The organism is Pseudomonas sp. FP2294 (assembly GCF_030687625.1).
Classification (GTDB): Bacteria; Pseudomonadota; Gammaproteobacteria; order Pseudomonadales; family Pseudomonadaceae; genus Aquipseudomonas; species Aquipseudomonas shahriarae.
The window spans coordinates 2,911,849-2,925,722 of sequence record NZ_CP117441.1; the positions used below are offsets into that span (position 1 = coordinate 2,911,849).

The following is a 13,874-nucleotide window of genomic DNA, read 5'->3' on the forward strand; positions in this document are numbered from 1 at the left end:
ATTATTGGAACACCTGGGCTTCACCATCGACGGTGGCGCTTATCCAGCGTGGGTCCATGGGGTCGCTCCACACCGAGCGCGGCGGCGTTCCTCCATCGCTGATCAGGATGCGTCTGCCAGACTGGCTCCACTCCTGCATCCGCGCCTTGAACTGGGCCGGGTAGTCTGCCGCCCGGCAGGTGATACCGGCCCAGGGGTCGACGACCCATGCCTGATCCCACTCCGGCCCCACAAACCCTTTACTGCGGGGCTGGCCCGGGGGCCCGCCGACGACCGCGAAGGTATGTCCTTTGACTTGCGCGATACGGGCATTGCCGCCACTGGCATTGATCGTATCAACGGCGACCTTGGCCATCTGGTCACAATTGCCGGCGCCGGTCTTCAGGACCATTTCGGAATAATTGGGCGCCCCCGTGCGGGTGTACAGCCAACCCACCACTTCTGTGGCCGTGGCGTTGCGCGTGGCCTCACCGGCAAGCCCGGGCACCTGTTGATTGGCTGAGCGAATGCCCGTGGCCTGAAACTGCTCGTCTACCGCTTTTCTCGCACCTTCTGCATACACGCGGTTCTGTTGTTCAGCCGGCAACTGGGCGAAGTCAGCAGGCTTGTTGATCGGCGCCAGGCGGATCGGTTTGGCCGCCACTACCACATGTCCGGGGTTGTTTCCCGATGCGTACACCGCCATCAGGACTTCGCGTTGTTTCTCGGGGGACAGACCCTGCAGTACGCTGGCAAGGTGGTTGATTTCGGCAGGTGACATAGGCTCGTCGGCGACGATTTTCTTGATCAGCGTCTCCAGGCTGGGCAGTACCACCAACTGATTGTCCGGGAGCCCCTGCGCCGCGAAACCGTAGATATCCTTGTATTGGTCGTAGAACTTGATGAATTCGACATCCAGCGCATCACTGCGGGTCATCCGGTGAAAATCCAGTTGCCCGTTGCCTGTCAGCTCAGCGTAATAGTGCACGCCAGTATCAGCCTCGACCACCACGTACTGGTGGCCATTATGGTTGACCTTGACCCCCCTGATGACACGCTGGTCATTACTCAGGTCGCTGATCGCATCCATCTTGACCACCACCGTTTCCTGGTTGATCGCCCGGGGCACACCAAAATCGTCATAGCCAAAATCCGCTTCGTTGACCACGCTGCCGGTCGTGCGAGGTTTGTAGGTCACAGGTCCTACACTCGCCATCGGTAGCAGCTCCTGGTTGCCCGCCTCATTGACGCGGTAACGACGGTGCTCATGGATGACCGTGCGCGGCCCTTTTCCTGGGCCGGCCCGCGGGATCAGTCGGCGATGCTCGAGTGCTTGTGCGTCCTGAAAGACCGGCGTGCCTCCTGGCTCGATCTGTTTGGTGTAGCACAGGTCATTCAGGTCCCGCTTGGATCGCCGGCCCCCGCCGCCACAGCTCATCACCAAACCTTCAAGCGGCTCGGTATCCTCCGGGCCGCCCAGTTTGATCAGGCTGTCGGGCTTTTTCGGGTTATAGCGATAGACATCATCACCGATAACCAGGTCGCTGTACGTGTGCCGATGCAGGACTCGGACCTGGTCACTGGAGAGGCCTTCGGGGACCCGCAAGGTCAGGCCCTGCGCGACGGGCCTGGGGGTCAGGGGGATCTTCGGGGTAATGTCGTAGCGGCCTCTGCCGGGCAGTTTAAGGAAGCCGGATTGCTTGACCTTGGCAATACCGGCCTGAAGATTGCTCAGGCCCGCGCGCCCAGACTTCATGAGCCTGCCCCCCAGGCCATTGATCGCGGGCATCACCGGGTCAAGCGGGTTGAGATTGTGCGCCACGGAAACCGCGAACTTCTTCACCAGGGGCAGAAATTTTGGCAGCAGTGCCCTTACGCCAATCTTGCCGGCCGTGGACAGGAGGCGCACCGAGCCCGCGGCAAACTTGCCCGCCGGCCCGGCGAAGGTCAGCAGGCCGTCGACCACCAGATCCTTGATGCCCTCCTTGGTATTGCCTTTGACCAGGTTTTCGATGCCACTCCAGAACGGAACAACCATCTGACCGACGCCTTTGACCCGATCCCAAAAGGCGTCGTCGTTTTTATGGGCTGCGCTTTCCCGGGCCGGGTCCGACTCCGCCCACTGCTTGAGCGTGGTTTCATCGACATAAAACAGATCCGTGGTAATGGCCTTGGCGATCTCCACTGAGCGTTCGGACGCCAGGGTGTGCGGCACCGCACCTGTCGATGGATTGCTCGCCGCTGAAAAGTGCGCGAGCTGTTGCGGTACCACGATGGAAAAGCTCTTGGGTTTGGGGCCTTTGCCGGCCTTGTAATCCGTCCACTGTTGCTTGAACTCGGCCCTGCTGTCGGGGCGGGTGTGGCGGACTACCAGCTCTTCAGAAGGCTCACCCTCAGCGGAATGGTCAATTGAAATGAAATCCTTGCCATAGCGTTTATCGGTGGGGTTGTAGGACTCCAGGATCGGCTTCAAGTCGTCGCGCCGCCGGGCGATACCCTTGACCGGATTCACTTCGTAGTAGCTTGTCTCGCCCTTGTATTTGGCTTTGAGAATAAACGCCGGGCGTGTGACAGCGGCCTTTTTCTCCTCGGCGGTTTCATTGGGGCTGCCGGGTTTTGTCCGCAGGGCATACAGCGTTACGTCACCCCGTTCAATCGCCTCGCGGTCCTTTAGCGGCAACTGGGTCAACTGGCTGCGGACAAGCGTTCCGTAGGCGACCTTGGTATCGGCCAGGTATTTGTCAAACGCCCCCTGGAACTGGCCTTCATCATAAACAGGGTATTGATAGTTGACGTCCGAGGGGGTGATTTTCTCACCACTCATGTGCCTGTACAGAGCAAAAACAGGACTGATCAGGCTCAGCACCTCGGTCCGGGAAGTGCCCTTCTGCATCCGTTCGAAATAGTCTTTGCGCATCGGCACATCGGCCGCCATCTGTTGGGTTGCCGCGACCACGCTATCGATATGGGCGTCCAGTGCAGTGGCTGCCTTATTTATATCTTCCTGCGAATAGCTTTCCTTCTGTGGGAGCACCCCTTGCGTCACCGCCCACGCCAGAACCGCCGGGGTACGGGTCGAGGTTATGAGCGCCCACTCACCGTCCGTTGTAGCTTGCTCGCTGAGCTTGCCAGGCAGATCGACCAGTTGTTGAAAGCCCATGCGCCGCGACGAGCCCGGCGCGATCGTTTCAGCCAGACTGACGCCTTGCTGGAAGTTCACCCACACCGCCGACCCTCGGTAAGGTAGATCCGCTGGCGTATCACGCACGGCAAAGTCGGGCGGGAACAGGGGTTGCAGAATATAGGCCGCCAGATGGGCCTGATCCCCGGAAAGCTGCCGTGAATCGACCAGGTGTTTCCTGAACGCGGACTTTATCGACGGGTAGCTTTGGCCCCACTGGTCACTCGAGGCCAGATTAAAGCCGGCAACCTGCCCGGGTTGGCGCGTCTGCAGCGGGTCCAGACTCAAGGCCAGGGCCTTGAGCAACAGCTTGACCTTGACTTCGGGCGTTATGACGCCATCGAGGGGGAACTCGGCCCCGCCCAGGGTTTTTAACAACTGCTGAACCCGTTCATTGGCCTTGGGCGATTTGAGTATCAGCTCCAGCACGGCGGCCGGCGTGCCCTGGGCTTTTTTCAGAGCCTGGGGTGGGAGGTCTTCGGTCAGCTGGCTGAGCAACGGTTTTTTGTACTTGGCCTCTTGCTCGGCAACCCAGGCCTGGATAGCGGGCTCATTGCGCTTGTCCAGCAAGCCATCCATGTCACTGGACGGATCACCCAGGCCCAGGCTGATTTCGCTACGCGCATCTTGCGCAGCGTCAATCGCCGCTTGCACCTGCTCCGGTGTCTTGGGGTTGGAGGGCACTATCCCGTAAAACGCGAGCATGTTATCCAGCCGATTGGTCCCCGGTTGGGTCGAGCCATTGGCGGGTATCAGCGGCGAGTCTTTGTTGAGAAACAAGCTTTTATTGACGACGGCATTCGGGGTTTGCAGCGCGTGCAGCACCCGCAGTATTTCGTCCAGATCACCGAGCTTTCCCCGCACTTGCACCTGGTGTGAGGGAGTCGCCAGCGCAGGCGGTTGCACCAGCGTCAGGCCGGCACTGCCTTCGCTGGGTGGTGGCGTGTCGGAGCGTGACAAGGTGGGAGCAGCAGGCGCAAATCGTGTGTTGAGGTGGACAGGCGTCATGATGGTTCGTCTCTGGCAGTGATACACAGGCACAGCGACGAAACGAAGGGGGACTGGGAAACTGCGCCTGATCGCTGACATCCTTGTGTGGCGCACACGTAAGAAAATGTTCCAGACGGTTTGGTAACAGCGTTGGTCAGGCCATCGTGGTCAGGCCACGATGGCCATGCGGCGCGCCTTTACTCCTGGCGCAGAATCAGTACCCCCAGTGGCGGCAGATTCAACGCCAGCGACACCGGCTGCCCATGGTGCGGCTCGTCGAGGGTGAACACTTCACCGCCGTTGCCGTAGTTGGAACCGGAATAGGTGTCGGCATCGCTATTGATCACCTCCTTCCAACTGCCGGCAAACGGTACCCCCACCTTGTACGCCTCGCGGGGCACAGGGGTGAAGTTGGCCACCACCAGCACCGGCTTGCCGTCCTTGCTCCAGCGCAGCCAGGCATAGACGCTGTTGATTGCATCGTCGCCAATCAACCACTGGAAGCCTTGCGGTGCGTCGTCTTGCTCGTGCAGGGCCGGCTCTTCGCGGTACAGGCGATTGAGGTCGCCCACCAGTTTCTGCACACCCCGGTGTTCCGGGTACTGCAGCAGGTACCAATCCAGTTGCTGGTCGTGGTTCCACTCACGCCATTGACCAAACTCGCAGCCCATAAACAGCAGCTTCTTGCCCGGATGCATCCACATAAAGCTCAGGTAGGCCCGCAGGTTGGCGAATTTTTGCCACCTGTCGCCGGGCATTTTGTCGATCAGCGAGTGTTTGCCATGCACCACCTCATCATGGGAGATCGGCAGCACAAAACGCTCGGACCAGGCATACACCAGCCCGAAACTCAGCTCATTGTGATGATGGGCGCGGTACACCGGGTCCTGCTGGATGTAATGCAGCGAATCGTGCATCCAGCCCATGTTCCACTTGTAGTTGAACCCCAGGCCGCCCTGCTGGGTCGGCTGGCTGACGCCAGGCCAGGCGGTGGATTCCTCGGCGATTACCAGGGCGCCGGGAGCTTCCAGGGCCACTACATCGTTGAGGTGGCGCAGGAACTCAATGGCTTCGAGGTTCTCGCGCCCTCCGTGGCGGTTAGGCACCCACTCCCCGGCCTTGCGTGAGTAGTCGCGATACAGCATCGACGCCACCGCATCCACCCGCAGGCCATCAATATGGAAGTGCTTGAGCCAGTGCAATGCCGACGCCAGCATAAAACCATGGACCTCGGTACGCCCCAGGTTGTAGATCAGCGTGTCCCAGTCCTGATGAAAGCCTTCCAGCGGGTTGCCGTATTCGTACAGCGCGGTGCCGTCGAACTGGGCCAGGCCATGGGTATCGGTAGGAAAATGCGCCGGCACCCAGTCGAGAATGATGCCGATATCCGCCTGATGGCAGGCGTTGACGAACGCGCCAAACTCGTCGGGCGAACCAAAGCGTGCGCTGGGTGCAAATTGCGACAACGGCTGGTAACCCCAGGAACCACCGAACGGATGCTCCATGATCGGCATAAGTTCGATATGGGTGAAACCCAGTTGCTGCACATAGGGAATCAGCCGCTCCCCCAACTCGCGCCAGCCGTATTGGCGCGACACTTCGCCCAACTCGTCCAGCTCGCATTGCCAGGAACCGACGTGCAGTTCGTAGATTGACAGGGGCGCACTCGGCGCCTGGCGTTCGCCCCGGGTCTGCATCCAGGCTTCGTCCGACCACGCCACTTGCAATGGCGCGGCGACCTTCGACGCCGTGTCGGGCGGTAACTGGGTGGCCAGGGCCATGGGATCGGCCTTGAGCGGCAGGATCCCGGTGGCGCCGAGAATTTCGTATTTGTAGGCCGCGCCCGGTTGCAGGCGCGGGATAAAGATTTCCCAGACCCCGGCGGGATGCCGCAGGCGCATCGGGTGGCGGCGCCCGTCCCAGATATTGAAGTCGCCCACCACCGAGACCCGCCGGGCATTCGGCGCCCACACGGCAAAGCGCACGCCCTGGATACCATCGACGCTCGTCACTTGGGCGCCCAGGCAATTGCTCAACTCGCGGTGATTGCCTTCGGCAAACAGGTACAGGTCCATTTCCCCGAGCAACTGGCCGAAGCTGTAGGGGTCTTCGGTGATTTGCTCGCCGCCGGCCCACTGGATCTTCAGCAGGTAGCTTTGGCGTGTAGAGAAATGCCCGATAAACAAGCCGGGAACCGGGGTGGCATCCAGGCTGCCAAGCCCGTCGCCGCTGTCACGGGCCAGCACCTCAACACTCAAGGCCTCAGGCAGGAATGCGCGGATAACCTGGCCGCCCTGCTCATCGTCGTGGGGGCCGAGGAGCGCAAACGGATCCGGATGTTCGGCGCGCACCAGGGCTTCAATATCCTTGGGTGCCGGCATGACCGCGAATTTCGATTGCAGCGGTTCTTTATGTGTAAAGCTCATGATTTCTCCCACCGCTTGTGACACTAAGGATCAAATGTGGGAGCTGGCTTGCCAGCGCTGGCGCAGTGTCAGCTAACGCCGCCATCGTAGCCTGGCGACAGCTCGACAACTCCTACATTCGATCTGCTTTGTTTTGACGTACGCCTTTAACGCCCGTCCAGCAACCCGTGCAATCCGCGCAATGGCACTGCCAGCCAGGTCGGGCGGTTCTCTGCCTCGTAGGCCACTTCATACGCCGCCTTCTCCAGGCTGAACAATGCGAGAGCCGCTTCTGCTCCTTTGGCATCCTGCCAGTCATGCGCCAGTGTAGACGTAGCCTGTTGATACGCCTGGATAAATGCCTGGCGCGCTTCAGTCAGGTAGCGATCTACCACGCGTTGGCGCGAGGCATCGGTATCGGCCGAGTGATCCAGCCCTTGCCCTTGCACATTCAGGGCCATGGCGGCGGCGTAGTCGAACGAACGCAGTACGCCGCTGACGTCCTTGTACGGGCTGTGCTTGCCTCGGCGCTCGTGCAACGGCCGCGCGGGCTCGCCCTCGAAGTCGATCAGATAGGCATCGCCCTTGACCACCAGGACCTGGCCCAGGTGCAAATCCCCATGGACCCGGATGCGCAAGCCGCCCATCGTGGCTTTTGCCAAGGCCTGCACATGGCTGGCAATCGCCTTTTTCTGTGCCAGCAGTTGAGTGACCAACCCCTGGTCGGCGGGGTTCAATTGGTTTTGATGCTGTTTGAGCAGTTGCAATGCACGCTCGATCTGCGCGCCCACCTGCTTGGCCCAGCCCTGGCTGTCCTTGACGGTAGTGACTTCGGGCTGGAAGTCCGGGTTGGTGGTTGGCGCGGCCAGCACGTTGTGCATTTCCCCCAGCCGTTGCCCGAGCAGCCCGGCGAAATCCGCCAGTTCGCCGAGGGCGTTGTAGTGCTGTTCCTGTTCGGAAATCGCTTCGGCCAATTCATCGCGTATCGCCCGCTCCAGGTTGTTCTGGGTCCAGCCCCAGGCATCGCCCTGATTGCTGAGATAGCCCTGGGCAATCATCAACAGGTTGTCCTGGCCTTCGGCATCGCGGCGGATCACCGAACCCAGCAACGGCGAGATATGCGCGTAGCCGGCGGCGGTCAGGTAGGCGCCCATTTCCAGTTCCGGATGAATCCCGGTGCTGACCTTGCGGATCAACTTCAGCACCAGGCTTTCGCCGACCACCACTGAACTGTTGGACTGCTCGGCCGCCAGGTAACGCACTTGCAACTGGTCGCCCAGGGGCAAGTCGGGCAATTGTGGGGTCGGCTCGAAACGGATCTCCCCATCGCTGCTGGTAAGCACGGTCTCGGCGCGCAGGCCCTCGATCACCGCGCGGATGAAGCTGTCGAGGCTGAACGCATCGGTGATCAGGCCCACCTGGCGCACCCGGCGTACCCGTGCCAGGGCCAGTTGCTGCGGCAAGGCGCTGCTGAATTGATCTTCGCCCAGCAGGCCAAAGGGCAACTGATAACGGCTGGTCTGCCCGCCGCTGGTCACTTCAATCTCACTGAGCAGCACCGGATGTTGGGCATCGCCAAAGCGCACGCCATAGGCGATATGCACGCGGTCGATGGTTGAGTCCTTATTGGCGAACCAACGCCGATTGGCCAGCCAGCTGGGCAGTGAAGTCTGCTCCAGAGTGGTGCGGCACGGCGCTTCGAGCAATTCTTCGAGGCGTTTTTTCAGGACCAGGGTGGTGAAGTCCGGCAGGCTCTGGGCCGGTTCCACATGCCAGCTGGGCATCTGGTTTTCCGCGGCCAGCACAAACCAATAGAAGCCATACGGCGCCAGGGTCAGCAGGAAATTCAGCTGACCGATGGGCGGGAAGGCATTGCCGCCGAGCATTTCCACCGGAACCATGCCGGCAAAGGCCGACAGGTCCAACTCCGCCGCCTGGGCCGTACGCGACACGTTGGCCACACACAGGATGATTTCCTGTTTGCCGTCGACGCCGGTGTACTCGCGGGTGTAAGCGAGGATCCGGCGGTTGCTCGGCGAGAGCATTTTCAGGGTGCCGCGCCCGAACGCCTTGGACTGCTTGCGGATCGCCAGCATGCGCCGCGTCCAGTTCAGGAGGGAATGGGGGTCCTGGGCCTGGGTTTCGACGTTGACCGACTGGTAGCCGTAGAGCGGGTCCATGATCGGCGGCAGCACCAGGCTGGCCGGGTCGGCGCGGGAAAAACCACCGTTACGGTCGATGGACCATTGCATCGGCGTGCGCACGCCGTCGCGGTCGCCCAGGTAGATATTGTCGCCCATGCCAATTTCATCACCGTAATACAGGGTCGGTGTGCCAGGCATGGACAGCAACAGGCTGTTGAGCAGCTCGATGCGGCGGCGGTCGCGCTCCATCAAGGGCGCCAGGCGTCGGCGAATCCCCAGGTTGATGCGCGCGCGGCGATCGGCGGCGTAGTAGTTCCACAGGTAATCGCGTTCCTTGTCGGTGACCATTTCCAGGGTCAGCTCATCATGGTTGCGCAGGAAAATCGCCCATTGGCAGTTCGCGGGAATTTCCGGGGTCTGGCGCAGAATATCGGTGATCGGGAAGCGATCTTCCTGGGCCAGGGCCATGTACATGCGCGGCATCAGCGGGAAGTGGAAGGCCATATGGCATTCGTCGCCGTCGTCGCCCTTCTGGTCACCAAAGTACAGCTGGGTATCTTCCGGCCATTGGTTGGCTTCGGCCAGCAGCATGCGGTCGGGGTAGTTGGCGTCGATCTCGGCACGGATCTGCTTGAGCACATCGTGGGTTTCGGGAAGGTTTTCGTTGTTGGTGCCGTCGCGCTCGATCAGGTAAGGAATCGCGTCCAGGCGCAGGCCGTCGATGCCCATGTCCAGCCAGTAGCGCATCACCGACAGCACGGCCTTCATGACTTGCGGGTTGTCGAAGTTGAGGTCCGGCTGGTGGGAATAGAAGCGGTGCCAGAAGTACTGGCCGGCGACCGGGTCCCAGGTCCAGTTGGACTTTTCGGTGTCGAGGAAAATGATGCGGGTGCCGTCGTATTTCTGGTCGTCATCGGACCACACGTAGAAGTCCCGGGCACTGGAGCCAGGCTTGGCCTTGCGCGCGCGCTGGAACCACGGATGCTGGTCCGAGGTGTGGTTGATCACCAGCTCCGTAATCACCCGCAGCCCGCGCTTGTGCGCCTCGGCGATAAAACGCTTGGCGTCGGCCATGGTCCCGTAGTCGCTGTGCACACCACGGTATTCGGCAATGTCATAGCCGTCGTCACGGCGTGGCGAGGGGTAGAACGGCAGCAGCCAGATGGTGTTCACGCCCAGGTCGGCGATGTAGTCGAGTTTGGCGATCAGCCCGGGAAAATCCCCGATGCCGTCGTTATTGGAGTCGAAATAGGATTTGACGTGAACCTGGTAAATCACCGCGTCCTTGTACCAGAGCGGGTCTTTGATAAAGGTGGCAGCCTTGGGTTTCTTCGCCATTGGAAACTCCTGGAAAATTCAAGAAAACTTACAGACTGGACTGGATCAATGTGTGCGGGCTTGCCCGCTCCCACAGTTGATCTGCATCCGACTCAAGACTGGGTTACGCGCCAGATGCCAAATGGCATATGGGGCTCGATGCGCATCCATTGGATCTTGCCGTACCAGGTCCAGCGATGGCCGTTCATCAGGTCTTCGCCCTGCACCTGGGCGTCGTCCGGCAGGCCCATCTCCCACAACGGCAGCTCGAAATGCGCCTCCTGGGCGTTGAACGGGTCGAGGTTGACGGCGACCAGGATGAAGTTGCTGCCATCCTCGCTGCGCTTGCCGAAGTACAGGATGTGGTCGTTGAACGCGTTGTAGAGCGTCAGGCCCAAGTGTGTCTGCAGTGCCGGGTTTTGCCGGCGGATGCGGTTGAGTTGGGCAATCTCGGCAATGATGTTGCCGGGGGCACTGAAGTCCCGGGGGCGGATCTCGTACTTTTCCGAGTCCAGGTACTCTTCCTTGCCCGGCACCGGCGCGCTTTCACACAGCTCAAAACCCGAGTACATGCCCCATAGGCCCGAGCCCATGGTGGCCAGCGCGGCACGGATCAAAAAGCCGGGGCGCCCGGACTCATGCAGAAAGCCCGGGTTGATGTCCGGGGTGTTGACGAAAAAGTTCGGCCGGTAGCATTCACGCCAGGGCGACTGGTTCAACTGGGTGAAGTACTCACTCAATTCGGCCTTGGTGTTGCGCCAGGTGAAATAGGTGTAGCTCTGGGAATAACCGACCTTGCCCAGCCGCGCCATCATCGCCGGGGTGGTGAAGGCCTCGGCGAGGAAGATCACTTCGGGGTGCTGGGCCCGTACATCGCTGATCAACCATTGCCAGAACGGCAGCGGCTTGGTGTGAGGGTTGTCGACGCGGAAGGTCTTGACCCCCTCCTCGACCCAGCCCAGCACGACATCGCGCAACTCCAGCCACAGGCTGGGGATCGCATCGGTGGCATAGAAGTCGACGTTGACGATGTCCTGGTATTTCTTCGGCGGGTTTTCCGCATATTTGATCGTGCCGTCCGGGCGCCAGTTGAACCAGCCGGGATGCTGCTTGAGCCAGGGGTGGTCCTGGGAACATTGGATGGCAAAGTCCAGGGCGATCTCCAGGCCGTGCTCGGCGGCGGCGGCTACCAGGCGGCGGAAATCCTCGCGGGTGCCCAGCTGCGAATGGATGGCGTCATGGCCGCCCTCCTCGCTGCCGATGGCATACGGGCTGCCGGGATCCTCGGGGCCGGCGGTCAGTGAGTTGTTCTTGCCCTTGCGGTGACTACGGCCGATGGGGTGGATCGGCGGGAAGTACAGCACGTCAAAGCCCATGTCATGGATCATCGCCAGGCGCCCATGCACGTCATTGAAGGTGCCGTGGCGCGCCGCATCGTCGGTGATCGAGCGCGGAAACAGCTCGTACCAACTGGCAAACAGCGCCTGTGGCCGTTCCACATCCAGTGGATACACCGGGCTGATACTCAGGTAGGGGCGCAAATCGGCCTCGGCCATCAGCTGTGCACTGTGTTCGTGCAGAAACAACGCGACCTGCTCGGTTTCCAGCAGCCCGGACAATTGTTGATGCAATTGCTGCAAGTGCTCCTGCAGCTCACCTTCACTGCGTTCAGCGGCTTGCAAGACCTGCTGGCGACCTTCCTGCAGCTCCAGGCTGACGGGAACCCCGGCGGTGTGTTTCTTGCCCAGTTCGTAGCAGAAACTGGCGAAATGGTCGATCCACGCCTCGATGCAATATTGGTGCGGGCCCTGCAGGGTGACGTCGAAAGTGCCTTCCCAGGTGTTGTTGCCCTTGTCTGCCATGACCTCGCGATGCCAGTTGTCTTCACTCAGCGACCGCCAGCGAATCAACACGGCCAACTGGTCATGGCCGTCGGCGAACACCTTGCTGGTAACGTGGATGGATTGCCCTTGCACGGCCTTGACCGCGAATGCGCCGGCATCAATCACCGGCATCGTGTCTTCAATGGCGATCCTGGGCAGCAACAGTGCCTGGGACAGTGGTAATCCGGGTATTTCAGCCGTCATCGAGCATCTCCCCTTACGCCCCATGGACGCTCTTGTGCTTGATTGTCAGTGCTGCAGGCGGGCTCTTCCTGAGCCGGCCACATAAGGTCCGAGCCCGGTGGCTCGCGGAAAGTTCAGATGGATGTGCCGCCCGCCGGGCGGGAATCAATCGGTCGTGCCGATTGTCCCCGATACAACAAAGCACAAAGGAGGCCATACCGATGAGTATCCCGATCCCGCACGAACCCCAGAGCCCAATATAGACAAGCCACCACTGCCGCCCACTGAGCCAGTGCCGATTCCCGAGCAGGAGCCACCTGAAAACCAGCCACCACCGATGGAAGACCCACCGCAAACCGCGCCACCGGTCGTCGCCTGAAAAGCGTCGCTGCTTGCCCGCGATCGGGCAAGCATTAGAGATACGTCCTACCAACCAGCCCGAAAGCACTGAAGTCGATCGCCCTCGCCCATAGATAGGCTGACTTGCGCATGCATCACGTCAAACCCATGCGAGGGCTCATCATGTCAATTCAACCCGCTAATCATCAGCCGTACCGACCTATCACGTCGCTTCCTGAAAAAGTGCCACTTAATCATTCTCAAGAGATTCTGCGCTTGCTCAAGGCCGGCCCAAGTGCCCCCTCACGAACAAAAACGCCTGACAGACCGCGTCAGCAGCCAACGCCTACCTCACAGTTCAAAACCACGCGCCAACCTGACGCAAAGCCTGCCGAGCGTGGCTATCCCCCCCGGCAGTCCGAGGCAGCCACTGCACAGGCCAAGCCTCGCCCACAAACGCCTGACGTAGGCTCTGTAATAGCCGACAAAGTTGGCAAGTTATTGAACCGCGACAGTGTCATACAAATGTTGCGCGAGCCGTTTTCCATGGAGACCAGGAGCCGTCTCAGCGAACTGCGCACGTTGTTGAGCCCGGCCAATATCCGCACGATGCAGAATGGCCCCAATGCCGCCGGAACGATCAGGCAACTCAACGAATTCAAGACACTCTTGAGCCAAACAAACCTCGAGCACCTGCAAGATACTGCGGCAGCCGTGGAGGTCCCTGGGTTGAGTAAGAATGAAATCAGATCACGCATGAACACCGGCGACCCCGAGGCGGATTTCAGGGCCAGCCAGGAAGTCGAGCAAGAGTTGCGTCTGGAGGAAGTGAATATCAAGCAGCGCAAGCGCGATAGCGCAGGCACCGCCAAGGCCCTTTCCGGCCTCGGCCAATCATTGAACGCGCTCCCCCAGGACACGCCAACGGATGAGACACCGTCCCAGGCAAAGCCAACACCGGAGAATAACCCGCCGATACAGACAACCCAGACACCCCAGCCCAGGGACAATCCACCTGCCCAAGGCAGCAGCCAAACCTTCACCTTCGGCAATATTGGCGAATCGATCCTGGCAGCGCCGAGTGAAGTCATGAACTTTGCCCACGGCCGTGACAAGCTCGATGTCTCGGGAGTTCGTGCCCAACTGGGTAATAAACCCCTTGACCTGGTAGAGAACTTCTCAGGCGCCAGCGGTGAAATGCAGATTCACTACCTCCCGGGTACCCACACAAGCGTGGTGATGATCGCAGGCGATCCCGGGAAGCCACCGTTCGTGGTCAAGGTGTTTGGTGAAGTGACCTACAGCGATCTGGTGACCTGAGCAGGCGGCGGTGATTAAAGGGCCGCACAGGTGATTCGGTAATTTGACTGACCTGGATCAGCACGCCCTGCGTGCTGATCCAGGCACCGGCCCCGCGGCTTGCGGGGGCTGATGAGCGAAAGACCCTGAGCTA

The 13,874-nt window shown here is 60.7% G+C and carries 5 protein-coding genes; 1 reads left to right on the forward strand and 4 read right to left on the reverse strand.

Going from position 1 to position 13,874, the window contains the following annotated elements; translation table 11 throughout:
- Nucleotide 1 precedes the first annotated feature (1 nt).
- From PSH73_RS12910 to PSH73_RS12925, 4 genes are all read right to left on the reverse strand, one after another.
- On the reverse strand, nt 2–3,739 hold the full coding sequence (locus PSH73_RS12910) for a hypothetical protein (protein ID WP_305462653.1): 3,738 nt from the start codon (nt 3,737–3,739) through the stop codon (nt 2–4).
- A 608-nt stretch (nt 3,740–4,347) separates the two neighbouring features.
- Nucleotides 4,348–6,576, reverse strand: coding sequence for a 1,4-alpha-glucan branching protein GlgB (gene glgB, locus PSH73_RS12915; RefSeq protein ID WP_057959472.1), 2,229 nt, complete (start codon nt 6,574–6,576; stop codon nt 4,348–4,350).
- Between the two features lie 146 nt (nt 6,577–6,722).
- Nucleotides 6,723–10,037 carry a maltose alpha-D-glucosyltransferase gene (gene treS, locus PSH73_RS12920; RefSeq protein WP_057959471.1) on the reverse strand — a complete coding sequence of 1,105 codons (3,315 nt, stop codon included), beginning with the start codon at nt 10,035–10,037 and terminating at the stop codon, nt 6,723–6,725.
- Nucleotides 10,038–10,129: 92 nt separating this feature from the next.
- Complete coding sequence (locus tag PSH73_RS12925; RefSeq protein ID WP_057959470.1) at nt 10,130–12,103, reverse strand: alpha-1,4-glucan--maltose-1-phosphate maltosyltransferase; 1,974 nt, start codon at nt 12,101–12,103, stop codon at nt 10,130–10,132.
- Between the two features lie 501 nt (nt 12,104–12,604).
- Between PSH73_RS12925 and PSH73_RS12930 the strand changes: the two genes are divergently transcribed.
- Nucleotides 12,605–13,741, forward strand: coding sequence for a M10 family metallopeptidase C-terminal domain-containing protein (locus PSH73_RS12930; RefSeq protein WP_169989692.1), 1,137 nt, complete (start codon nt 12,605–12,607; stop codon nt 13,739–13,741).
- The last annotated feature ends 133 nt before the right edge of the window (nt 13,742–13,874 follow it).

Excerpts from the sequence above, each read along its gene's own strand:
- glgB (WP_057959472.1), bottom strand. The coding sequence starts at position 6,576 with ATGAGCTTTACACATAAAGAACCGCTGCAATCGAAATTCGCGGTCATG.
- PSH73_RS12930 (WP_169989692.1), top strand. The coding sequence starts at position 12,605 with ATGTCAATTCAACCCGCTAATCATCAGCCGTACCGACCTATCACGTCG.
- treS (WP_057959471.1), bottom strand. The coding sequence starts at position 10,037 with ATGGCGAAGAAACCCAAGGCTGCCACCTTTATCAAAGACCCGCTCTGG.
- PSH73_RS12925 (WP_057959470.1), bottom strand. The coding sequence starts at position 12,103 with ATGACGGCTGAAATACCCGGATTACCACTGTCCCAGGCACTGTTGCTG.
- PSH73_RS12910 (WP_305462653.1), bottom strand. The coding sequence starts at position 3,739 with ATGGATGGCTTGCTGGACAAGCGCAATGAGCCCGCTATCCAGGCCTGG.